We start from the raw sequence: 24,316 nt of genomic DNA, 5'->3' as shown, positions 1-24,316 counted from the left end.
AGCAGACCGAGCTTTTGTGGTGGAGACAAAACGACGGTCTGTTTTTTGTCTCTATTTATCAAGCCTTGGCATCACAGGCACTATCAACCCCTTTTAGTGACCGTCAGCTCCTTTTCCCTTACCTCACGGGCACTATCAACCCCTTTTAGTGAACGTCAGCTCTTTTTCCTTGCCTCACGGGCACTATCGACCCCTTTTAGTGACCGTCAACTCCTTTTCCCTTGCCTCACGGGCACTATCAACCCCTTTTAGTGACCGTCAACTCCTTTTCCCTTGCCTCACGGGCACTATCAACCCCTTTTAGTGACCGTCAGCTCCTTTTCCCTTGCCTCACGGGCACTATCAACCCCTTTAGTGACGGTCAGCCCCTTTTCCCCTGCCTCACGGGCACGAATTCGGTCCTTTCTTTCCCGTCAAACTCTTGGTTCTTCTCCAAAAATGAGTAAGTACTCACTTTTATCATTCCATTTTCTCCAACTACAGAGTATACTAAAGTGAGTAATCACTCACTATCAGCCAACATCCATTAGCACCCTCACTAACCAAAGGAGGTTTTTCACGATGACCACAGCGATTGAAGTCCAGCAGGTAAACATGACGTTAGGCAAAAAACAAGTGCTGTCAAACATCAATTTATCTGTTGAGCAAGGACAGATTTTCGGACTTATAGGTCCGTCTGGTTCCGGTAAAACTACCCTAATCAAATTGATTGTCGGCATGCACCGGCCGTCCCAAGGAGACATTACTGTCCTAAACACAAAGGTCCCAAACTTAAACATCCTTCAGCGCCTTGGGTATATGGCCCAATCCGATGCACTTTATCCTGAGTTGACAGGGAAAGAGAACCTTGCTTTCTTTGCTTCTCTCTTTGGTCTCAATAGGGAAAGCCAAAAGGAGCGGATCCATTACGCGGCAAGCCTCGTGGCATTAAACGACGATTTAGGAAAAAAAGTATCGGCTTATTCCGGCGGGATGAAACGACGCCTGTCACTCGCCATTGCTCTCTTGCAGGATCCCGAGATTCTCATCCTCGACGAGCCAACCGTCGGCATTGACCCGGAACTGCGGGTGTCGATTTGGGATGAACTTTACCGCTTAAAAAATAGCGGGAAAACGATTTTAGTCACCACCCATGTCATGGATGAAGCGGAAAAATGTGACGGTCTCGCGATGGTGCGTGACGGAAAGATCCTGACAACCGGATCACCGGCACAATTGAAAGAACAGTACGGTATGAACAGTCTTGAAGAAGTATTTTTATTAGCAGGGAGGGCAAAATCATGAGAATCCTATCCTTAGTCAAACGGATTGCTCAGCAAATGGTGCGTGACAAACGGACACTTGCGTTAATGATGGTCGCACCGCTGCTCATCCTAACATTAATGCATTTTCTTTTCACATTAGATTCCCCCGAACCGCGCATTGGTGTAATCGGAGCGGATGATGCGTTAACGCGGCAGCTCGAAGATGATATGAAGGTAAAGGAATACAGCGATGGAGCTGATATTAAGCAAACGATGATCGATGAGAAATTAGACGCGATGCTGCAAATCAACGGTAACGACATCGAATTCACCGTCTTAAACGATGACCCTTCCGCTGCCAAGGGGCTGCAGATTAAGGTAAAACAAGTAATTGCTGCACAAGCCTCTGCGAAACAGGCGGAAGTAATGAAAAACCTTCCAGTACCCGGAATAGAAACGCCGCAAGCGCCTGAAATCAAAACAGCTTATATATACGGTAACGAGGATACCACCTTTTTTGATATTCTCAGTCCAATACTAGTCGGATTCTTTGTCTTTTTCTTCGTTTTCCTGATTTCCGGTATTTCCCTGCTGCGGGAACGGACAACCGGCACCTTGGAACGGTTGCTGGCAACGCCGATTAAACGTCATGAGATTGTCTTCGGCTATCTCATAGGCTATGGCTTCTTTGCCGTCATTCAAACGTTCATTGTTGTCTTTTACGCGGTCAAAGTTCTAGACATTGTTCTCGTTGGTTCCGTTTGGAATGTGGTGCTGATTAATCTGCTGTTAGCCCTTGTGGCGCTGTCTCTCGGGATACTATTATCAGCCTTTGCCCATTCAGAGTTCCAGATGATGCAATTTATTCCTATTGCCATTATCCCGCAGGTGTTTTTCGCTGGAATCCTGCCGGTCGATAACATGGATCAATGGCTGCAAGTAATTGCGAAACTGATGCCGATGTACTATGGCGGCGATGCCCTTGCTGAGGTGATGTACAAAGGATCCGGTCTCGGGGATATTGCCTCACAGCTCTTTACCCTATTCGGATTTGCGCTGCTGTTTATTGTCTTAAATATTTTTGCTTTAAAAAAATACCGGAAAATATAACCTGGCATCAAGTCCAATCGCTACAACCTTTTTACAATAAACAGAGAAAGGAGTCCCTATGTCCCACAATCAAGAAACATCGCTGGAGCAGCTGTTTATGAATGATGATTCCTTAACTGAAAAACAGAAAAAAATTCTTGCGGCGGCTATTGAGTCCTTTTCCGAAAAGGGCTACGCTGCTACCTCGACCAACGCAATCGCGAAAAAGGCTGGTGTAGCCGAGGGAACGATTTTCCGCCATTACAAAACCAAGAAGGAATTATTATTATCGATTACAGCCCCAATGATGGCAAAAATGATCGCCCCGTTTGTCATTATGGACATCAATAAAGTTTTGGAACATGATTATGATCATTTAGAGGATTTCCTGCGTGCCATGGTGAAAAACCGCATGGAATTTATCAAGAAGAATGCGGCAATGGTCAAAATCCTGCTTCAGGAAATTCCGTTCCATCCAGATTTACGGGAGCAGTTCATTGAAAATATCGGAAAAAAAGTATTCGGGCGCTTTGTGGAATTGGTAAAGTATTACCAAGATAAGGGGGACATTATTGATATGGAGCCCTCCAGTGTCGTCAGGCTTATCGCCGCATCTTTAATCGGATATGTTGGCGCCCATCAGCTCATGTCGGGCAGCCCTGGATGGAATTCGGAAAAAGAACTCGAGAATAGCATTCACTACATTATGCACGGATTGAAAAAGGGCTGATGCATCTGCATCAGCCCTTTTTCATTCTTTTACCACTTATGCAAAACGTCCCTGACAGGACCGCTTTCTTTTTACCTTCATCACATCTATAATACCCTTTACGCGGGAGATAGCTAAATACTTAAATGCTGCTTCAATTGTTTCAAATCCTGTTTGATAGGTGCCAGGGTAATGGATGACAAAAAGTTAATCCACTTTTCCATCGCAAATCGATCCTGCTGTTTTCCGATTTCACCCTCAAGATGATCCAAGACTTCAAAGCTTTTCATGATTTTGCTGTTGCGAACAGGCATTGTCTCTAGCTTCACTCTGATTGAATTTAATAATTTTCCCACTGTCTCTTTTTCGTACATGTTCTTATTCATCATGGAATCTTCCCCCTTCTCAAAAACACAAATCACAACATCGCTGAACCTGCCCTAAAAACAGGTTCTTAGGATTTATTATACCTAAGTGTGATAAACATGTTCTAATCAAAAGACTCCATTTTTTGAAAAAAATTAAAGCGTTTTCTTCTCTTGTCACGATTCTATCACAATTAGCGTACTAGTATAAGGAATACCACTCCCCAGATGCACTGGCACCGATTACGGCTGATCATGGAAAGCGGGCACACATTCAGTTCTTTCACAGCTCCCGCAGATCCCTCTATTTTTCGCCGCGGCGCAGGATTTCTCCGCGAATTTGGTCCTTATATTTTTCTACGATCGAAAAATCTGTCGCAGCTGTATAAATGGATTCAAGCTCATCGTGAAGCGCCTTTGCTTCTGCTAAATAGCCAATTGCCTCAGCCATTTTTTCTTTATATTGTATCCTCACTGTCTCAATTTCCTCAGCAAATAATTCATCCGTTCCAGCCTCAATCAGAATTTCGTACATATCAAGGACTTCATCGTTATCACGGCTTGGAAAATATTCATGCGGAGCGGTGCTGTCGAAAATCGCCAAACCTAATTCCCGGATAATGACCATATCAAGGCTGTTTGGGTCAAAACCGCAATGATAAATCTCGAGGTCAAAGCCCCGTCTCTCTCCTTCGGCCGCAATCTTTTTCAGCATTGTTGATTTGCCGGAACCGGGACGTCCTTTAATGAAATAGCGCTTATGAACCCCTGTCAGATTTTGCACAAAGTCAACCGCCCCTTTGGAGGTAGCAGCACCAAGAAAGCGATGGCGGACATCTGACTGTTTGGTCAATTCCATTTTCTTAAAAAAGGTATCAATTACACTGTCTGTCAGCAGATTGGCCTTAACAAAGTCCATTTTTTCTATATAGATTTTTTCCCAATCATCATGCACTCTTAATGCCTCAGCAAATGTATCGTAGGCATGCCGGATCCCATTCGTGATTTCATCGGTTAAGCCGCTGATTTCATCCTTCCGCCGTGCCAGTTCCTCTGTATCCCAGGCCTCGCCAAGGTTGACATATTCCTCAACCGCTCCAGGCATTTTCGGTTCAATCACATGCGGGGCCGTGCCATCGACGATGCCCACATTTAAATTCGGGATAATGACGCCGTCTAAAGATTCCGGATCCAATGAACAATGAATAAATTGCACTCCATATCCTTGCGTCAGCCATTCTTCCCCAATTTCCTTCATCAATGTAGATTTTCCGCTTCCAGGTCCTCCTTTTAAAATAAAGATCCGCTCCAGCCCGGCAAGACTGGAATCAAATAAACTATAGAACCCGCGCGCAGTATTTCCGCCAGCAAAGTAGTGGATTCCTTCATCTGCCAAAAGTGACACTTCCCTTCCTGCTGTCTCTTTGTCAATTCTCTTTACAATATGCAGGAACCCGCAGTTAGGTGAATGCCTACACGGAGTCGGGGGAACGAAATCATCGAGTAATGGAAGATTTACATTTGCTATGGGGTTTGTTTTTGCTTTATCGGCGGGTTCTGCCCATATATCGACCACTTTGACCCATTTATCGGCGACTTTGGTCATTATATCGGCGACTTCCAGCCAGTTATCGATTTTTCGGCAAAACCCGGCATTTTTACATCCTTATTTGCGCAAAAAAAAGCCACAGGTCCACGCCTGCGGCAATTATTCCCCTTCTTTTATTACATCCGTTATCACTGCATTCGTTACCTCCTGCAGGTCTCCTGGGCTGACTTCCATTTGCATTCCGATTTTCCCGCCGCTGACAATCATTTTATCGAGCTCTTCGGCACTGTTATGTATGAAGGTTGGATACAGCTTCTTCATCCCGACAGGTGAACAGCCGCCGCGGATATAGCCGGTATGCTTTTGAATATCCTTTACAGCAATCATTTCTACCTTCTTTTCACCGGCAGCCTTCGCAGCCTTTTTCAAATCAAGCTCTTCCTGAACCGGAATAACAAAAACATAAATTTGCTTACTCGCTCCTTGTGCAACCAGCGTTTTGTATACGGCACGCGGATCCCGGCCAATTTTCTCCGCCACCGACACACCATCAATTTTCCCATCCTTGTTTTCATAGGTGAACATTTCATACGGTATTCTTTTTGCATCTAATATGCGCATGGCATTCGTTTTTCCTATCGCCATAAACCTTCTCCTCCCCGAAAAAAAAAACCCCCAACTCTAATTCCCCTGTAAACTCGTACCTCCGCAAGTGAAGCCAAGCTTCACGATCCTTATCAGCACCTGAAATCCCAAACTCTCTCTATCTCTTACTGAGGATATCTTTGTGAATCCAAATCGCCGCCTGCGAGCCTTCACCCATGGCAATCGTCACCTGTTCTGAATGAACTCCGATGTCGCCCGCAGCCCAGACCCCATGGACATTGGTCAACTTCGTCCGCGGATCAGCCAGAATATGTTTGTTTTCAAGCATTTCAACACCCAGCTGATGGGCCAGCTCAGACTTGACCTCATTGCCGCCAAAGGCGATAAAAGCCTGTGTACCTTTAATGGTCTCCCCGTTTTCCAAGACAAATCCCTGAAGCTGTGAGCCGGAAGCCAGGACCTCTTTAATTGGCACCGCATGGTATTCGACGTTCAGCTCCCGCAGCTTATCCATGTCCGATTCCTTAAGCGGCTCCTGTCCATGGTTAATATAGACAAGATCGCTTGTCCAATAGGAGAGGGTCTTTGCCATTCCTGAACCGGTCCGCCCTGAGCCGATAACAATCACTTTATTCCCCTTTACTTCATACCCATCACAGTCCGGGCAGACATAAACACTAATGCCAAGGCATGGATACAGATTGGGGAATGGAGGGATTCGATCCATAACCCCGGTAGCCAGCACCACCCGAGCGGCGGTATACGATTTTCCATCCGACGCCTCAATTTGAAATTCACCCTTTATTTTACGGGCTGATTCAGCCTTTTCCTGCAAAAAGTGCACCCCGACCTTCTCGGCCTGGTGTCTTCCAACTTCACGCAGATGAATCCCACTTACACCGTCAGGATAGCCTAAAATATTATGATAGCTCTGGCAAATAGCAGATCTTCCGTCGGCGGCATCAATCACCAGCACCTGATGCATATAGCGGCCCAATTGAATCGCACACTGCAATCCAGCAATGCCCCCGCCAATAATGATACAATCATAATTCACTTGCCTGTCCTCCTTTAAGGGCCTATTTCCTATAGCTTGCCCAAAAGGTGAGGGTGGGACGATATTATTTTAACGATTTTATTTTTTTCAAAAGCTGATTCAGCACCTCAGAGAATACAAGACCGATCGCTATTGCCCCGGAAATCAGCAGCACCTTTGCGGCCAGCTGTAAGGCCGAAATATAGTCATTGCTGACAAAATGACGCATCGCATCATAAGCAAGACCCCCGGGCACTAATGGAATAATCCCGGCGACGTTGAAGATAATAATCGGCGCTTTATACCATCTGGCAAAGAGACCGCTGATAATCGCGACCACAAAAGCCGCCATAAGTGAGGCGATAACTGAATCTACGCCCCGGTATTCAACGAGAAAGAAATAAAGCAGCCAGCCGACCATGCCATTAATCCCGCATTGAAACAAGGCCTTTTTTGGGGCATTAAAAAGCAGGCCAAAGCCCGCTGCTGCAATAAAGCTTGTGATAAGCTGGGCAATCATCAAAGCATCCCTCTCTTTATTTACAATTCGATCTTAATGAAAGGCTGTATTAAAGGTCAATGTTGATTTTTTGTCCCTTGTTGATTGGAGTGGAAGGCACGAAGACTCCCGCGGGAGAGAAGAGACAGACGAGACCCCGCAGACACGAAGTGTCGAGGAGGCTCGTCGGTCGCCCGCAGAACCGTGCGTGCCTGGAACGGAAATCAACAATCAAGTTAAACAGAGCCTAATGAAAAAAAATAAAAACAATGGCAATTCCCGTTCCAATGGAAAGCGAAGTTAATGTTGCTTCCGCCCCTTTCGACAATCCGGATATTAAATGACCGGAAATTAAATCACGGACGGCATTGGTAATCAAGAGACCGGGTACGAGCGGCATAACCGAGCCAATAATAATCTTATCCATCCCGCTTCCAATGCCGAAGCGGACAGCTAACATGGCGATGATCCCAATGACAAACGAAGCAGTAAACTCAGAAAAAAACCGGACCTTCACCAGATTATGGACATAGTTGTATACGGCTAACCCTGCACCCCCGGCAATCATAGCCGGAATAAAATCTCCGAAACTTCCTTTAAACATAATCAAAAAACAGCCGCTGACTAAGGCTGCAGCAATAATTTGAATCCATACCGGATACATCCAGCTTGACTTCTCCACTTCCCTTAACGCATCAAGTGCTTCCTCCACCGTCAATTCTCCGGCACTCATTTTCCGGGAAATACTGTTAACCGTTGTGATTTTCAGCAAATCTGTCGTCCGCTCTTCGACACGGACAAGCTTAGTCGGGATTTCGCCGTCGATGGAAAAGATGATACCGGTGGGCATGACAAAGCTATGCGCATCAAGAATACCGTAGGAAGCGGCAATCCTTTTCATCGTATCCTCAACACGGCTCGTTCCTGCCCCGCTTTTCAGCATCATTTCTCCGGCTAGAAGACAAACTTGAACCACCTTATATGTATAATTATTTTTTGGATTCACTATATTCACCAACTTTGCTAAGTGCTCATTTTCCGGACAGGGCTTACGTTTCAGAACGAAGAAGACAGGCACCTGTCCTACAGTCCTACTTTAACATCGAAAGAGGAAATTATAAATAGGAACAGCCTATTATAGAACAAATACTCCCGTTGTGAACACCTTCCGAAGCCGCGGCAGAAAGCGGCCTCATTATTCATCACCATTCATTTATTACAAGTCTCGTCTGCTCGATGATGGCGGCACGCTTAGCAGCAGGAAAAGATTGGCTCAGACATCAGGCGGCAAAATTAGCCGGCTGATTAAAAAAGCCGGCAGGAATAAGAAATATAATGGTAAATCGAGACATACTATTTGCAGGGGCGGACATGTAAGTCCGTCCCTATTTTATAAAGCGGCAGTTTTTTATCTTTAGGATAAAAATGGTAAGATGGAGATAGGATCTTTAAAGGAGTTGAAACAGATGAAGGATGAAATCATGAAGCGCTTTACTACATATGTAAAAATTGACACACAGTCGAATGAAGAAAGTAAAGACTGCCCTTCGACACCAGGGCAATGGACACTCCTGCATTTGCTCGTGGATGAACTGAAACAAATCGGTCTCGAGGAGGTAACGATTGATGAAAACGGCTATGTGATGGCCACCCTTCCGGCCAACACAGAAAAGGACGTACCAACCATCGGCTTTCTCGCCCATGTCGATACAGCGACCGATTTTACCGGGAAAAATGTTAATCCACAAATAGTCGAGAACTATGACGGAGGAGCAATTGTCTTAAATGAGGGGTTAAAGATTGTCCTTGCGCCTGAAAGCTTTCCTGAATTAGTCCATTATAAGGGGCATACCCTTGTGACAACAGACGGCACCACCTTACTGGGGGCCGATGATAAAGCGGGCGTAACAGAAATTATGACCGCGATGAACTACTTAGTACAACATCCTGAAATCAAGCACGGCAAAATCCGTGTCGGTTTTACCCCTGATGAGGAAATCGGGCGCGGACCGCATAAGTTTAATGTGGAAGCCTTCCATGCCTCCTATGCCTATACAGTTGACGGCGGGCCGCTTGGGGAGCTGGAATACGAAAGCTTCAATGCAGCTGCAGCGAAAATCACGATAAAAGGCACGAATGTCCATCCGGGTACGGCAAAGGATAAGATGGTCAATTCCATGAAAATCGCCATGGAATTCCATAACATGCTGCCGGAAAAAGAAGCACCCGAATATACGGAAGGCTATGAAGGCTTCTATCATCTGCTGGCGCTGAACGGGAATGTCGAAGAAACGGTTCTCAGCTACATCATCCGTGACTTTGAGCGGCAAAAGTTTGAAGACAGAAAAGGTAACGTACAGGCACTCATCTATGACCTGCAGCAAAAATACGGTGAGGAACGAGTCCTATTGGAAATGAAGGACCAGTATTACAATATGGGTGAAAAAATTAAGCCGGTAAAGCATATCGTCGACATTGCCTATGAGGCGATGAAAAACCTAAAGATTGAACCCATCATCAGGCCAATCCGCGGCGGTACAGACGGCTCGCAGCTCTCCTACATGGGTCTGCCGACGCCAAACATATTCACCGGCGGCGAAAACTACCACGGCCGCTTCGAATACGTCTCTGTCGACAACATGGTCAAAGCAGCAAACGTCATTATCGAAATCGCTAAACTCTTTGAACAAAAAGCCTAATTCGGTGCCTGGCACCAAAAATGGACAAATGTACCCCCCCAGTGGACACCAGCCAATTAAGAGACTGACCCTTCATCGGGCAGTCTCTTTTCTATTCACTATTGATAACAACATTACTATTTAAAAATAATATATCGTCTTCATGATGTTATCCGTTCAACTATAAAAGGCTATATATTATTTGAAAAAGGGGAAGTTTAACAAAAGTGAACGCTATTATCTTGAAATAAAAGTAATCCAATTTTGTCTAAAATGTGACGATATTCATCAAATTTTTTGAAAGGGTTTGCATTCCATGCGGCCTTTTAAAGAAAATAGATCTAATATGCTGGACAGCATATACAAATTAAGCCTTTCCCCAGCCCGCAAAAATCCACTTATTGGGGTTTTTGCGGAACTTATTTGGAAAATCGATCATATCTTGTGAAAAACTCCATTAAAAATAGATAGAACAGCTTTTGTGTTGGCAGCAGCTGCCGCTCTCTCGGAATAATCACGCCTACAGTACGGGTTACCTCCGGTTCTGTGAGCGGGATAATGACCGTTCCCCGCGGCAGGGTTTCATTGATTGTAATCTCAGGGATGATTGTGACACCAAGGCCGGCTGAAACCAATCCCTTTATCGCATCAATATCTTCGCCTTCAAAATCTACATGCGGCTCGAAATTCAGCTGTTTACAAGCCGTCATCGTTATCTCCCGGAGAATATAGCCTTCCGGGAAAAGGATAAACGAATCATCCTTTAATTGATTAAGGGAAATCTCCTTTTCCCCGGCAAGCGGATGGTTCACAGGCAGCATGGCCACGTGGTTTTCTGTAAAAAAGATACTGCCCTTGACCCTCTTATCCTTCATTGGTACAGGACCTAAGAGGGCCATATCGATTTCTCCCCTGGCAACTGCATCAATTAAATAGTAGTAAGCACCTTGCTTTAAATGAAATTTAACATTTGGATAGCGCTCGCGGAAGGCTGAAATGGCAGCAGGCATTGTCCGGGTTGCTAAACTGCTCGGGAATCCAACGCGAATCGTCCCCTTCTCCGGGTCCATATGCTCTTCAATTTCCCGCTGAGCATTATCAAATATCGTCATTGCATGTTCCATATGGGCGAGGAACATTCTCCCAATCGGCGTTAATTTAACATTCCGGCCCTCACGGATAAATAGATTGACCCCGAGTTCCTGTTCCAAATTATATATTTGGCGGCTGACGGCAGACTGCGCAACGTGCAAATGAAGGGCAGCCTCTGTCATATGCTCCCGTTTTGCTACTTCAATAAAATATTGTATTTGTCTAAGTTCCAATTTTTGCACCCTCTTATAATTCATCGCAAATTGATATAGTTCTCATCTATATTATATATTGTTTCGAATAGTAATAAATAATAAAATTGGTTCGAGAAGAAGATAAGTGGCAATATTTTTTTACAATAATCTTTTTACTTTTTCAGTAAACTATAAAAAACACCAATATATGAATGAAGGGATTGATTTTAATGTCAGTATTAGAGACAAAATCAGCAGGCGAACAATACGTAAAAAGTGTATATGAAACAGTAAAAAAACGTAATCCAAACGAACCAGAATTTCACCAAGCGGTTAAGGAAATTTTAGAATCTTTAACTCCTGTGTTTGACAAACACCCTCAATATATGGAAGAAGGCATTTTAGAGCGAATTGTAGAGCCTGAAAGACAACTTATGTTCCGTGTTCCATGGACAGATGATGCAGGTAGAGTGCATGTTAACCGTGGATTCCGTTTTGAATTCAACAGTGCCATCGGACCTTACAAAGGCGGCTTACGTTTCCACCCATCTGTAAATGCTAGTATCATCAAATTCTTAGGTTTTGAACAAATCTTCAAAAACTCTTTAACTGGACAGCCAATCGGCGGCGGTAAAGGCGGATCTGATTTTGATCCAAAAGGAAAATCTGACCGTGAAGTTATGCGTTTCTGCCAAAGCTTTATGACTGAGCTTGCTAAACATATCGGACCTGATACTGACGTTCCAGCAGGGGATATCGGTGTTGGCGGAAGAGAAATCGGCTATATGTTCGGACAATATAAAAGACTTCAAAACGCTTTCCACGCTGGCGTATTAACTGGTAAAGCAGTAGGCTACGGCGGAAGCTTAGCACGTACTGAGGCAACTGGTTATGGTACTGTTTACTTCGTACAAGAAATGCTGCAAGACAATGGCGATTCTTTCGAAGGCAAAACAGTGGTTGTTTCCGGTTCTGGTAACGTTGCGATTTATGCGATTCAAAAAGCAACTGAACTAGGCGCAAAAGTAGTAGCCTGCAGTGATTCTAACGGTTATATCTATGATAAGAACGGTATTGACCTTGATACTGTAAAACGCCTTAAAGAAGTAGAAAGAAAACGTATCAGCGATTATGTAAATGAACACCCAGAAGCAGATTACTTCGAAGGCTGTGAAAACATTTGGTTAATTCCTTGTGATATCGCATTACCATGTGCTACACAAAATGAAATCAACGAATCTTCAGCTAAAATCTTAGTAACAAACGGCGTTAAAGCGGTTGGTGAAGGTGCTAACATGCCTTCTACATTAGAAGCCATCAATGTATTCCTAGAAAACGGCGTTCTTTTCGGACCTGCTAAAGCAGCTAATGCTGGCGGTGTTGCTGTTTCTGCATTAGAAATGGCGCAAAACAGCGCAAGAATCTCTTGGTCATTCGAAGAAGTAGATGCTAAATTACATCAAATCATGGTTAACATCTACAAAAACAGCAAGCAAGCTTCTGAAGAATACGGCTGCCCTGGAAACCTTGTTGTAGGTTCTAACATTGCCGGATTCCTAAAAGTAGCTGACGCTATGATCGCTCAAGGTTTAGTTTAATCAAAATTTAAGGGTATGGGGTTTGATCCCATACCCTTATTGCATATTTTACCCTTAAAAAGGAGCAGCCGCCACATGTTTTATTTGTCGGACTGCTCCTTCTTGTTTTTAGCGGGCGCTAATAGTTTTTATTCATCGCGGCAAGAAAATCCCCAAGAATGTCATCCGGGTCTATTTCCCCGGCAATATCATCCTCATCTTTAGCCATGGACGCTTCTATTTTCGTATTCTCCAGACTTAATGCATTTAGATCATCATCGATATCATCCATATCACTTAAATCGTAGACAAGCGGTTCATCGCTCACCTCAACTTCTTCATGATAAACGGCTGCTTCGACCGCTCCATTGCCAAAGGAAGATGGCTCCCCTTGATACAACGCTTCGTCAAGATTTAACGAGGGGCTGTTAAGAGAGGTCAGAAACGAAGCAGCACGGACAGGATCCGAAATTAAATGGTATAGAATACTGCCAATCAATGCCTCTGAATGCTCAAATTTAAGCCAGTCCCGTTGTGCCTTCGTTAATTTATGCGGCAGGGGAATACGAATCATTTCCCGTTCCTGAGCGATTGTCTGACTGACACCTTCTAGTACGAATTCCGCTATTTTACTTGAAAAATTTCTCCGTTCCGTTTCCTTCAGCCTTTGCAGCCGTTTTACCAAATGTTCCGGTGTATCTGAAGGGATGCGGAAGGAAATCGTCTGACCTCTCGTCACTTGCACCTTTGTCATAAAATCACCTTATTATTTCGCTGCATTCGCAGGCTTTTTCACCTCATCTTGTTTCCGCTGTTTTTCCTCTTTCCGGACATAATCCTTGATTAGTTTATAGTAAGCATTAGCCATCATCCAAATGCTTTCCTTTTCATCCTCGAAAAAGTCAATATTGTAGCCGTCGAGATTATTATTAATCGTCTTTAAATAATCCTTCAGAACATTGGCACCGCCGCCGACAAAATAGCAGATTTCCGTTTGGGAATTCCTTTGCCATGTATTGCGCAGCAGCCGGTACTGCTTCTTAGCAAGCTCGAGCAGGATCCGATCTGTGATATCATGAACACTCGTGCGGCTGCCCTTAACCATAATATGATTACGGTCATGCTTTTTCGTTAAAATCTCGACTACATCTCTGCGGCTGTCGAGCTCAACGCCGTGCTTCTTGCGGATTTCCTCGCGGATCATTTCCAGCGATTCCGAAACGCCAAGATGAAAGCCTTGTGCTTTATCATCATCAACATTACGATTTTTAATAACGGCAATATCCGTAGATAATCCGCCAATGTCCTGAATAATAATTTTCTTATCGATCAAATCCTTATTAATGATATTCAAATGATTGTCCATCACTAAATTGATATATGCCGCAAAGCCCTCAGGGTAGACCTTGACCTCATCAAATTTAAGGTTTACTTTTATTCCCTGATATTTTGGTGTCACTAAAAACTCAACCTGATGGACGCCGCCTAGGAGTCTTGCGCGATATTCTGCATCCTTGCCCTCCTTCACTTCACGGAGAGGAAGCCCTGTGCCAAGCGTATAGCTGGCATCAATGATATTTCCCGATCTCTTAAAGTATTTCTTATTCTCATCACGTACGGCATCTAAAGCGAGCGTCGTAAAGAGCATCACCAATGTTTGATCTTCCTCTGATTTACTGCTGCCTGGGTCAAGTTCGGTTGCATTTGTATTTTTCGTAGCCAAATGGCCGACACGGTATATAGCGTTATTATCCATTAGGGAAGGGGAGTGTACCCGCACATGAATCCCATCCAGCGGGTTCTTGTCATCAAGTTCTTCTATTCCAATAACAGGACGGTCTTCTGTATCTCTAGCCATAATATTAGGGATATTTAATTCATACTCTAATTCGCCAAAAATAGCCTTAATCGAGTCATTTCCAACATCAACTGCAGCAATACGTGTAATATTCATACTAAATACACCCTTTCCTTTTCATTTATACCAAAGACAAAATTTGATGGAATCCTCCATTCATCTTAGGACAAGTATGTACTTAATAGATTACAGAATATTTAAACTTTTTTCAATAATTAAAATATAAAGTCAACAAAACTGTAAAAAAGTATACAAACTGCAAACATATTGGTAAAGTCTATAATCTTGTATACATAAAAGACAAATTCGTATACATGGCGTCATACCGCGATGCATACAGCTTTGCATACATGCAGACAAATTTGTATATGTTTTGTGTGCTAAGATGCAGACATGTTTACAAATAGATAAACTTGTAAACGAATTACATTTATTCATGTTTTTTTGTCCCAAGGAAATAGCTTACCCCCTCAGTAAAAAGTGAAATATTGGTTGAAGTTTACATGTATACATTTCGTATACATGTAAACAGTCTGCATACATATATACAATTTTATAAACAAGCACACTTCCAGTATACAAGCAGACATGTTTGTATACGGAGCAGCCCCTCTTCTTCCCACTATTCTGATTTCCCCCTTGCGCTTTTCTCTGGAACTCTTTAACCTTGAACTAAACGTATGCATAGGGGTTGAAAGAATGAAAGCAGCATGTGTACAAATGAATATTCTTTATGGGGATCCGGAACAAAACTTCGCCAGAGCCGAGCAATACATCATCGAAGCGGCAGAAGCGAAGGCTGACATGATCATTTTGCCGGAAATGTGGAATACTGGCTATGCCTTGGATAGTCTCGAAACGCTGGCCGATCGGGATGGTACACAAACAACAGAAATGCTTTCGCGGCTGGCAAAAAAATACAGGATTAACATCATCGGCGGCTCCACTGCCGTAAAAAGGGACGGCAAATTCTATAATACGATGTATGTTGCCGACAGAAGCGGAACCATTACAGCCCAATACGACAAAGCTCATCTTTTCCAGCTCATGGATGAACATCTTTATATTAATCCCGGACAAACCGGCAATATTTTTTCCTTAGACGGCATTATTTGCGGCGGTATCATTTGCTATGATCTGCGTTTTCCTGAGTGGGTCCGAACCCATGTATTAAATGGAGCCAAAATTCTGTTCATCCCTGCGCAGTGGCCCGCGAATCGAGTCGACCATTGGCAGATCCTCCTGCAGGCGAGAGCCATTGAAAACCAATGCTTCATCGTTGCGGTAAACCGTACCGGCTCCGATCGAAACAATCGATTTAACGGCCACTCCATGGTTATTGCCCCCTGGGGTGAAAAATTGTTATGCGGAGAAAGTAAGGAAGGTATTTTTTATGCGGATCTCGACTTGGAGGAAGTAGATAAGGTTAGGAGTACAATCCCTATTTTTCAAGATCGGCGCACAGATTTATATTGAAAGGAAAAGGCCTGCCAATTCGCTGGTAAGCCTTTTCCGCCGAACAGAATATTCTCCTTATTGCAAGGGAGAAAATATGAACATTCCGTGTACTCTTTTTTACTGTGATTGCGGTTTCAAATTAAATATGCTAGTATACTAGTATAAAAAGAAAGAGAATTTATTAATCATTCGCTCTTCAAACTTTTGTTTTAACATAAGCGCGGTTCAGCAAATGATTGAGAACAAGATTAAACTTGGGAGGGAAAAACAATGGGTATCGTGCAAACGAATCCACAAGAAAAACTGCAAATGTCACAAAGCAATGGGCAACCGCCGCGGCCGTTTGGTATCCGCGACAAATTCGGTTACTTATTTGGCGATTTTGGAAACGATTTCTTCTTTATGCTTGTGATGGCATTCTTGATGGTTTTCTATACAGACATTTTTCATATTAACGCGGCAACTGTAGGGGTGCTCTTTATGGTGGCACGTCTTTGGGATGCTTTTGCCGATGTGGCATGGGGCCGTTTTATTGATACAAGAAAGGCTACAGCGCAAGGTAAATTTAGACCGTGGGTTCTCAGAATGTCCTTCCCGCTCGTTATTGTAGGGGTCTTAATGTTTGCGCAAATTCCAGGGATGTCAAATGGATTCTATCTCGCCTGGGCATTTGTAACCTATATTGTTTGGGGATCTTTATACAGTACCGTTAATATTCCATATGGCTCCATGGCGTCTGTTATTACAGATGATCCGGTGGAACGTACGACTTTATCATCATGGCGGACAATGGGTTCCATGTGTGCCTCGCTCGTCATCAACTTTATTGGACCGTTAGTGGTATTTGTCGATAATGAAATCCAGGCTGACCGCATGTTTATGGCCGCTGCTATCTTTGGCGTACTGGCGCTGGCATGTTACATTGCCTGTTATAAACTGACCACAGAACGAATCGTGGCACCGGAAAACAGCGCTGAGAAGGTTAGCATCGGTAAAACAATGAAGGGGCTTGCGAAGAATAAACCATTAATGTGGATTCTTGCAGCATCCTTAATCTTCATGATCAATACGATGCTCACCCAAGCAGTAAATATGTACTTATATAAAGATTATTTCAGCAACACAGCTGCATTAAGCTTATCAGGTTTATTACAAACCGCCGTAGTATTTATTGCGATTCCTTTTGTTAAACCGCTTGTTACAAAATACGGAAAAAAAGAAGTCGCTTCAGCAGGTATTGGTTTAGCTGCCATTGTCTATCTGGCACTGTTCTTCTTAAAAGGGCTGCCAGCTCTTCCATTCGTTTTCATCTCAGCTGTTGGTATGTTTGGCTTTGGTTTCTTTAACCTTGTCATCTGGGCATTCGTTACGGACGTTATTGATTATCACGAGTTCTTAACCGGACTTCGCGAAGATGCCACTGTCTATTCCATTTATTCAATGGCGCGAAAAATAGGACAAGCGATTGCCGGTGGGATCGGCGGTTTTGCGATTGCAGCCATTGGGTATAAAGCAGCCGCTGCCCATCAATCTAATGAAGCATTATCAGGAATCTATGGACTCGCTACATTAGTTCCGGCTATCATTTACATCGCCATTTTCCTAATCCTAGTCTTCTTATATCCATTAAACAAAAAGCGCACAAACCAGCTTGCTTTGGATTTGGCGCAAAGAAGACAGGAAAAAGAAGCTAAATAAGCAAAGAGGGCTGATAATCCAATCAGCCCTCTTTTTATGTATCAGTAACTCTTTGTAAAAAGCCAGGCATGGGCGCCTGGCTTTTCTTCATTCTCTTAGATATTTCCAGCTGCCGTTGAAGCGGCGCCTTTTTCCTTTTTGAACAGAACTTGATCCAAAGCAAACAGTTTGCTGCCGTTAATCGCAATTACAACAGCTATTGCCATTAGAGCCAAATCTAATTCATATCCTGCTCCTTGACCAGCTCCTAAAAAGCCGCCGGCTAACTTCACTTTTAGCGTAGCACCAAGCATCAATAAAGCCAAAAGAATGGACACTGCTCTGCTGCCTAAACCAACGATTAACGCAATTCCGCCGGCTATTTCCAAAATCGCCACGGCATAAGCCAATCCTCCTGGAAGACCGATGCTGGCAAACCAGCCAACGATATTCTCAATTCCCCCCTGAAACTTCACAAGACCATGAACAAAGAATGTTATCCCTAATACTACACGTAAAATCAATGTACTTACTTCAAATTTATTTACCACTTTTTCTCCTCATTTCCCTAAATTTATATAATTTGATTTCTATTCCTCTAAAAAATATTACCCAAACTGCCATACACTGTGACTAAGATTCCCATAGCGGTAGCTGCGGTGCAGAAGCATGGCCTGCTTCGTGTCTCCTGCTGCGCCCATTGCATAGAAAAGCGGAATAAAATGTTCCTTTCCATAGCGGGGAACAGCAAATTCAGCATTGGGAGCGATAGTATAATAATCAAACAGCTTCTCTGTATCCCAGCTTACTAGATGTTTTCCAACCCACTCATCAAAGTCAACGGCCCACTGATCATTCACCTTGCCATCCCGTTCCCAGCCGACAGCACGAAGATTATGCACGGTTCCTCCGCTGGCGATAATCATAACATCCTGTTCCCGCAAAGAGGATAATGAACGGCCAATTTTGTATTGCTCCGCTGGCGTCAGATGCTGATTCACAGACATGGAAACAACGGGGATATCCGCATTGGGGTAAAGCATACGCAGAACAACCCATGCACCGTGATCTAAACCGCGGCTCGTATTCACTTCAAATGGAATTCCCTCACTTGCAAATAATCCCTTTATTTCCTCGGTAATAACCTTTGCACCCTTGGCCGGATATTGAATTTCATATAATTCCCGTGGAAAGCCGCCAAAATCATAAATCGTTCCAAATTCGTCTACATCACTTACCTGTTGTACTGACGACTCCCAGTGCGCCGAAAACATGACAACTGCCTTTGGCTTTGGCAGTTCAGCTGCTAACTTTTTCAAAAACCTGGTATATTCATTATCCTCTATTGCCAGCAACGGAGCTCCATGGGCAATAAATAATGAAGGCATCATGATTCTTTCCCTCCTTTATCACTTTTTAGCTGCGTGAAGAGCCACTCCGTATAATCCTTTTGGTTTTGCGTAGAAACGGTATGAAGATTCGAATAGGTTTGAAACGTTACGGATGCACCTTTTTCCTTTAAGAACTCTTGTGCTTCAAGCCCCCAATCATAAGGGAGGACTTGATCAAACTTCCCATGCGAGACAAATGCTGCAAGTCCGGATACATCCGTATCTTCTTTTTCCCGTACAAATTTCGGGATATAGCCGCTTAAAGCAACGATTCCTTTAATTCTGCTTCCTAACACAAGACTAAGTGACATAGAAAGAATGGCACCTTGGCTGAAACCAAGCAGATACAATTGTTCCTGATCAATCGGATACTGCATAGCGGCATAGTCAATAAATTCAGTCACCCTGCCAATTGCTTCATCAAAGACCTCGCGGTGCGGCTTGCCGTAACCTTCAATAGTGAAAAATGCAAACCCTGGAGGCTGCGGGATAGGACCGCGAATACTGAAGATAAAGAACTTCTCTTCTAATCCTTCGGTTAGTGGCAGCATATTTTGTTCATTGCTGCCCATGCCATGCATTAAAAATAGAGCTGGATATATTTGATTAGGATCGATCTGTCTTGGCTTCCGAAGTTCATAAACTAACGGAGCTTCCATTTTCATCATCCCTTCATTTGTTTCCAAATATGAATATTTGTTGTTTAAAAGATAACAATAATTGATATGGATGTCAACTATTTTTTATGCTAATATAGAACTAAGTTTTTTATTAGGAAACATCAGGAGTGATAACATTGGATATTGGCGCAAAAATCCGTTCCATTCGTAAACGTAAACAAATCACCATTGCGCAAATGTGTGAAGCAACCGGATTGTCAAAAGGATTTATCAGCAATGTTGAAAATAATAATACTTCCCCTTCTATTCAAACACTGCAGACGATTGCCGGCTTTCTCGAAGTGCCATTACCATATTTACTGCTTGAAAAACAGCAGCATATGAAGGTTGTAAAAAAAAGTGAACGTACTTATTCTGCCCATAATGATCTAAAAATTGAGCATATTGCAGCAAAAGATGGACTGCGGATGATGCTGGTCGAGTTCCGGTCCGGTGCCTCAATGGGTGAGCCGCATGCACATACCGGGATTGAAACTCATTTAGTTTTGAAGGGAAAAATATTGGCCGAACAGGGAGAGGATTCTTTTATTCTTGAAGAGGGCGATACCTTCAGTTGGAATGCCTGTGTACCGCATTTTATAAAAAATGCCGGTGAGGAAACGGCACAAATTTTAATTGCCGTTTATTCTGATGAACATGAGAAAGATATGATTTTCGATTAATTGCATTAATTAAAAAAGACCGCCTTCTGTCGTTTCCTAAAGACGGCCTTTTTTCACTTGATTTATTTTTGTAAATCATCCAGCAGCCATGTTTTAAAATCCCGCTGATTTTGTGCTGTTACGGTATGGCCGCAGCTGCAGCTGTGAAACGAAACAGCAGCACCTTAATTCATACACCATTGTTGCGTTCACTTTGATCAACCCCCTTTAAAAAATTACCCATCACCTTTAGCAGAACCTTTCCTTTTTATTTTCCTTGCAAATGTCGGAATGCAGAAATTTTTTAAGAGGGAGGATACAGAATCTGGTAGTTGTTGCAGGCACTTCATTGTATAATTTATATATGAAATTGATAATCTTGTCATCTTTTATTCTATCAATCTAGTAGTGCAGCAAAATATGGAGGAGTCATATGAAAAAACTGAATATACTGTTTATTAGTTTTTTAGCTGCCAGTATTGCAGGCTGCTCAGCAGAAGAGGCGGTATCAAAGAGCAAATTAGAAACCACTAAGATAGCGGCTGTAAAAAAGGCAGCACTGACGAATGCAGCAGTGGAGGAGCAATCTGCACAAACCGCAAAGATTCTCCAGAAAACGGCTGCTACAGGCGCAAACCTTGCGTCACAACAGGATTTGACCGGCTTATTAGAGGACTTGACACATTATGAATTAAATAATGACAAAAAGGGGCAATACATAGAGAACCTGATCAAAAGCCTGCGGGCACTAGAATCTTACAGTAAAGGAAATGCCGATGAAAAGGCATTAGGTGCGGTCTATCCCGATTATGTTTCCGCAGCCCAAAATTTAAAAGCAGAAACACCGGAACTGGAATTAAATCTGCCGTCACAATATGAATGGTTTTATGCAGCAGCCGCTCTTTATGAACAAGGAAGGAAAAGGAATGGCGAAATCACGCTGACCTTTGTCGGCGATAACTCCTTTGGTACGTATCCGGAAACACCGGAGCACTTAAAATTCGACAACGTCTTCACAGCAAATAATGGCGATCATCAATACGTCTTCAAAAACAGCCTGCCGTGGTTTAACTCTGATGACTACACGATCATCAATGCCGAGAGTGCCTTTACCCATGAGGAAAAAGCCGTGAATAAAATGTGGCGCATTAAGAGCAAACCGGAACATGTGGCATTTTTACCGGCAAGCGGAGTGGAAGCGGCGAATTTGGCCAATAATCATACAATGGATTATTTTGAAATCGGCTATAAAGATACATTGAAGGCTTTCTCTGAGCACAAGGTAGATGTCTTCAATGACGGCATGCCGCTGGTTAAAACAATAGGCGGCATTGAAACCGTCTTCCTCGGCTATGACTGCCGTATGAGCCAATACAGTGCAGACTATCTCGCCCGGATTACAGAGGAGGTAACGCGGCATAAACGCCCGGATAACCTTGTCATCGTCAATATGCATTGGGGTGTTGAATACCGTGAAACACCGGTTGATTATCAAACCAATTTCGCTCATGCAATCTTAGATGCGGGAGCAGACATTCTGATGGGGTCGCATCCGCACCGGCTCGAAAGCATCGAGAACTATAACGGGAAATATATTATTTACAGCATGGGCGACTATGCCTTCGGTGCCGATCCTACTCTTTTATCGCGGCAAACAGCGATGTTTCGCATAAAATTTGCGCAAGAAAACGGAACTGTTGTCATGAGAGGTTTAACGATTGTGCCAACATTAGAAAATTCCGATGGCAGCACGACTGAAAATGACTATCAGCCACTGCCGGTTTTCGGTCAGGAAGCAGCTGATATTATGAACGAACTTATCCGGATCAGCACTCCAATCGCAAATGGTGTGACGGAGTATGATTATTTTGATCCTTTCCTGGATGTGAAATAGCCTTGAAATAGCATTTCAGCAAACAAAAGGGACGGTCAATCGACCGCCCCTTACATTTTTTTATTCACCTAAATCAACGTTGTGGTACACTTGCTGTACATCATCTAAATCTTCCAGAACATCGATTAACTTCTCAAATTTCACGAGTGCATCACCTTCAAGCGTCACTTCATTTTGCGGCAGCATGGTTAACTCAGCAACAGTAAACTCTGTCACACCGGCATTTTTGAATGCTTCCTGCACTTCATGGAATTTATCCGGATCTGCGTAAACAATGACGGATTCATCTTCTTCAATAATGTCACGAACATCTACATCGGCTTCCATTAATAATTCGAGAACTTCTTCTTCATTTTTTCCTTCAACACCGATTACAGCAGTAGAATCAAACATATAAGCAACGGAACCGCTGACACCCATGTTTCCACCGTTCTTGCCAAATGCAGACCGAACTTCCGGTGCCGTGCGGTTTACGTTATTTGTCAATGCATCAACAATGACCATCGAACCGTTTGGTCCAAAGCCTTCATAGCGAAGTTCATTGAAGGTTTCATCAGAATTTCCTTTTGCTTTATCAATAGCACGGTCAATAATATGTTTCGGTACATTATACGTCTTAGCACGTTCAAGTACGAATTTTAAAGCCTGATTTGCTTCCGGGTCAGGTTCGCCTTTTTTTGCCGCCACATAAATTTCGACACCAAACTTGGCATAAATTCGACTCGTATTTGCATCCTTAGATGCCTTTTTGTCTTTAATATTATTCCACTTACGACCCATACTAACACTCTCTTTCCATTATAAATCTTATAAAACAGTTGACTTTTCGCTAGTTTATATTATACCTCAAATGAAACATTTGTAACGCGGTAATTTTGAAAAATCCAATAGAATGGATGATTTTTTGTCCCGAAAACAGGATGATAACGGCAAAAAGAGCGACGCACTTCATGCGGCACTCTTTAAAAATATGAACCTATGCTCAGTTTGAACGCTCAGCAAGCCAGTCACCAATTGTTGGGTAGGTGATTTTGTTCGCTTTACTTCCGTAAACAATGGAAGTATGTCCCACTGGAAGGTCAATATATGTTTTATCTTTACTGGAGACTGCATCCATTAATGCTTCAACCATATGCGGCTGTGCAATAATATCAGATTGTCCAGAAAGGTTTAATATATTGGCTGTGATATTACTCAAATCGACTTTCTGCCCGCGGACAACAAGTTCACCATTGATCAACTTATTCTGCTGATAGAAGTCGCGGATCCACTGGCGGTATGCTTCACCTGGGAAAGGGATTCCATCATTCAGCCATTTTTGCAGCAGTTTCCAGCTCTTCATGAATTTTTCATTGTCAGAACGATCTACCAGGCTGACGTAAGGACCGTAGAAGTTGGCCATTGGCTTCACTAATTTGTTTCCAAAATCAATCATTTCCGGTGGAATAAGGCCAAGAACATCGACTACTTTATCAACATCAAAGTATTTTTCGTTCAGCATTTCGCCATAGAGACCTGTATCAGCAAAATCAAACGGAGTCGTCATAAAGACAAGGTTCTTAATCGGCAGTTCTTTGTATAATGAGGCAAAAATGGAAGTAATCGTTCCTCCCATACAATAGCCAAGGATAGAAAGTTCCTTTGCCCCTGATTTAGCCAGTACTTTGCTGACTGCACGAGGAAGATAATCGACAATGTAATCATCAAGCTTCATATGTTTGTCTTCATAGCCGGGTGTGCCCCAGTCAACAAGATAAACATCAAAGCCGCGGCCAACCAAGTATTCCACTAAGCTTGCGCCTTTCGTTAAATCCATGATATATGGCTTGTTAATTAAAGCATATACCAATAGTAATGGAGTCTTATGTTGTTTTGGTTGATCAGAGATATAGCGATACAATTTTGTTTTATTCTTTGTCCAAATAACTTCCTTCGGTGTCGGTCCAACCTCTGGTTGTGCATCTGAGGTTAGCGCTTGTGTCGCCTTAACAAAACGTTTGTACACTTGCTGATACTCTTCTGGCAAAAGTTCAGAAAACTTTTCAAGCTCTTCTTTTGTATCTAAAATATTAATGACTG

At 43.2% G+C, this 24,316-nt stretch carries 23 protein-coding genes; 9 read left to right on the top strand and 14 right to left on the bottom strand.

Translation table 11 applies throughout. The features are described 5' to 3' along the window. Positions 1-561 precede the first annotated feature (561 nt). The 3 genes from HNR53_RS10345 to HNR53_RS10335 are packed head-to-tail and all read left to right on the top strand — an operon-like array spanning position 562 to position 3,063. Positions 562-1,284, top strand: coding sequence for an ABC transporter ATP-binding protein (locus tag HNR53_RS10345; RefSeq protein ID WP_184525600.1), 723 nt, complete (start codon positions 562-564; stop codon positions 1,282-1,284). Continuing rightward, a complete protein-coding gene (locus HNR53_RS10340) occupies positions 1,281-2,354 on the top strand; it encodes an ABC transporter permease (protein ID WP_184525597.1) in 1,074 nt (357 codons plus the stop codon). The genes HNR53_RS10345 and HNR53_RS10340 overlap by 4 nt, the downstream gene beginning before the upstream one ends. Positions 2,355-2,412: 58 nt before the next feature. Next, on the top strand, positions 2,413-3,063 hold the full coding sequence (locus tag HNR53_RS10335; protein WP_184525595.1) for a TetR/AcrR family transcriptional regulator: 651 nt from the start codon (positions 2,413-2,415) through the stop codon (positions 3,061-3,063). Between the two features lie 113 nt (positions 3,064-3,176). On the opposite strand, the gene HNR53_RS10330 is transcribed toward HNR53_RS10335, so the two are convergent. The 6 genes from HNR53_RS10330 to HNR53_RS10305 all read right to left on the bottom strand — a co-directional run bounded on the left by HNR53_RS10330 (position 3,177) and on the right by HNR53_RS10305 (position 8,106). Continuing rightward, entirely contained in the window at positions 3,177-3,431 is a 255-nt protein-coding gene (locus HNR53_RS10330) for a hypothetical protein (RefSeq protein WP_184525593.1), read from the bottom strand. A gap of 280 nt (positions 3,432-3,711) precedes the next feature. Then, positions 3,712-4,803 carry a PRK06851 family protein gene (locus tag HNR53_RS10325; protein WP_184525822.1) on the bottom strand — a complete coding sequence of 364 codons (1,092 nt, stop codon included), beginning with the start codon at positions 4,801-4,803 and terminating at the stop codon, positions 3,712-3,714. A 312-nt stretch (positions 4,804-5,115) separates the two neighbouring features. After that, the gene (gene ybaK / locus HNR53_RS10320; protein WP_184525591.1) at positions 5,116-5,601 is read right to left on the bottom strand and encodes a Cys-tRNA(Pro) deacylase; all 486 of its coding nucleotides are present in this window, start codon (positions 5,599-5,601) and stop codon (positions 5,116-5,118) included. A 118-nt stretch (positions 5,602-5,719) separates the two neighbouring features. Then, positions 5,720-6,619 (bottom strand): FAD-dependent oxidoreductase, encoded by a 900-nt coding sequence (locus tag HNR53_RS10315; RefSeq protein WP_184525589.1) that lies wholly within the window; start codon positions 6,617-6,619, stop codon positions 5,720-5,722. A 64-nt stretch (positions 6,620-6,683) separates the two neighbouring features. Further along, a complete protein-coding gene (locus HNR53_RS10310; protein WP_343065316.1) occupies positions 6,684-7,145 on the bottom strand; it encodes a threonine/serine exporter family protein in 462 nt (153 codons plus the stop codon). A gap of 199 nt (positions 7,146-7,344) precedes the next feature. Continuing rightward, complete coding sequence (locus tag HNR53_RS10305) at positions 7,345-8,106, bottom strand: threonine/serine exporter family protein (RefSeq protein ID WP_184525820.1); 762 nt, start codon at positions 8,104-8,106, stop codon at positions 7,345-7,347. A 457-nt stretch (positions 8,107-8,563) separates the two neighbouring features. Between HNR53_RS10305 and pepT the strand changes: the two genes are divergently transcribed. Then, on the top strand, positions 8,564-9,796 hold the full coding sequence (pepT, locus tag HNR53_RS10300; RefSeq protein WP_184525585.1) for a peptidase T: 1,233 nt from the start codon (positions 8,564-8,566) through the stop codon (positions 9,794-9,796). A 398-nt stretch (positions 9,797-10,194) separates the two neighbouring features. Here the strand turns inward: pepT and gltC are convergent, their stop codons facing one another. After that, positions 10,195-11,100: a glutamate biosynthesis transcriptional regulator GltC gene (gltC, locus tag HNR53_RS10295; RefSeq protein ID WP_184525583.1), complete on the bottom strand. Its 906-nt coding sequence runs from the start codon at positions 11,098-11,100 to the stop codon at positions 10,195-10,197. 191 nt (positions 11,101-11,291) lie between these two features. Here gltC and gdhA point away from each other — a divergent pair, with 191 nt between their 5' ends. Continuing rightward, positions 11,292-12,659, top strand: a complete 1,368-nt coding sequence (gene gdhA / locus HNR53_RS10290; protein ID WP_246439501.1) for an NADP-specific glutamate dehydrogenase — start codon at positions 11,292-11,294, stop codon at positions 12,657-12,659. Between the two features lie 118 nt (positions 12,660-12,777). Here the strand turns inward: gdhA and HNR53_RS10285 are convergent, their stop codons facing one another. Then, a complete protein-coding gene (locus HNR53_RS10285; RefSeq protein WP_184525578.1) occupies positions 12,778-13,392 on the bottom strand; it encodes a hypothetical protein in 615 nt (204 codons plus the stop codon). Between the two features lie 12 nt (positions 13,393-13,404). Continuing rightward, complete coding sequence (locus HNR53_RS10280) at positions 13,405-14,592, bottom strand: ParM/StbA family protein (RefSeq protein WP_184525576.1); 1,188 nt, start codon at positions 14,590-14,592, stop codon at positions 13,405-13,407. Positions 14,593-15,195: 603 nt separating this feature from the next. On the opposite strand from HNR53_RS10280, the gene HNR53_RS10275 reads away from it, so the two are divergent. Both HNR53_RS10275 and HNR53_RS10270 read left to right on the top strand, forming a co-directional pair. Next, entirely contained in the window at positions 15,196-15,972 is a 777-nt protein-coding gene (locus HNR53_RS10275; protein ID WP_184525574.1) for a carbon-nitrogen family hydrolase, read from the top strand. Between the two features lie 252 nt (positions 15,973-16,224). Further along, positions 16,225-17,652, top strand: a complete 1,428-nt coding sequence (locus HNR53_RS10270; protein ID WP_184525571.1) for an MFS transporter — start codon at positions 16,225-16,227, stop codon at positions 17,650-17,652. A 95-nt stretch (positions 17,653-17,747) separates the two neighbouring features. Here HNR53_RS10270 and HNR53_RS10265 read toward each other — a convergent pair whose 3' ends face one another. The 3 genes from HNR53_RS10265 to HNR53_RS10255 are packed head-to-tail and all read right to left on the bottom strand — an operon-like array spanning position 17,748 to position 19,681. Then, positions 17,748-18,182, bottom strand: coding sequence for a DoxX family membrane protein (locus HNR53_RS10265; RefSeq protein ID WP_184525569.1), 435 nt, complete (start codon positions 18,180-18,182; stop codon positions 17,748-17,750). A 57-nt stretch (positions 18,183-18,239) separates the two neighbouring features. After that, the gene (locus tag HNR53_RS10260) at positions 18,240-19,022 is read right to left on the bottom strand and encodes a dioxygenase family protein (protein WP_184525567.1); all 783 of its coding nucleotides are present in this window, start codon (positions 19,020-19,022) and stop codon (positions 18,240-18,242) included. Further along, positions 19,019-19,681 carry an alpha/beta hydrolase gene (locus HNR53_RS10255; protein ID WP_184525564.1) on the bottom strand — a complete coding sequence of 221 codons (663 nt, stop codon included), beginning with the start codon at positions 19,679-19,681 and terminating at the stop codon, positions 19,019-19,021. The genes HNR53_RS10260 and HNR53_RS10255 overlap by 4 nt, the downstream gene beginning before the upstream one ends. A gap of 137 nt (positions 19,682-19,818) precedes the next feature. Between HNR53_RS10255 and HNR53_RS10250 the strand changes: the two genes are divergently transcribed. Beyond that, complete coding sequence (locus tag HNR53_RS10250) at positions 19,819-20,364, top strand: helix-turn-helix domain-containing protein (RefSeq protein WP_184525562.1); 546 nt, start codon at positions 19,819-19,821, stop codon at positions 20,362-20,364. 412 nt (positions 20,365-20,776) lie between these two features. Continuing rightward, the gene (locus HNR53_RS10245; RefSeq protein WP_184525560.1) at positions 20,777-22,237 is read left to right on the top strand and encodes a CapA family protein; all 1,461 of its coding nucleotides are present in this window, start codon (positions 20,777-20,779) and stop codon (positions 22,235-22,237) included. A 60-nt stretch (positions 22,238-22,297) separates the two neighbouring features. Here HNR53_RS10245 and HNR53_RS10240 read toward each other — a convergent pair whose 3' ends face one another. Both HNR53_RS10240 and phaC read right to left on the bottom strand, forming a co-directional pair. Continuing rightward, a complete protein-coding gene (locus tag HNR53_RS10240; protein WP_184525558.1) occupies positions 22,298-23,017 on the bottom strand; it encodes a YebC/PmpR family DNA-binding transcriptional regulator in 720 nt (239 codons plus the stop codon). Between the two features lie 202 nt (positions 23,018-23,219). Then, complete coding sequence (gene phaC, locus HNR53_RS10235; protein WP_184525818.1) at positions 23,220-24,305, bottom strand: class III poly(R)-hydroxyalkanoic acid synthase subunit PhaC; 1,086 nt, start codon at positions 24,303-24,305, stop codon at positions 23,220-23,222. Positions 24,306-24,316: the final 11 nt, after the last annotated feature.

Origin of the sequence: Bacillus benzoevorans, from assembly GCF_014207535.1 — a bacterium.
GTDB classification, from domain to species: Bacteria; Bacillota; Bacilli; order Bacillales; family Cytobacillaceae; genus Bacillus_BD; species Bacillus_BD benzoevorans.
This window is presented reverse-complemented; position numbering and strand designations above follow the sequence as displayed.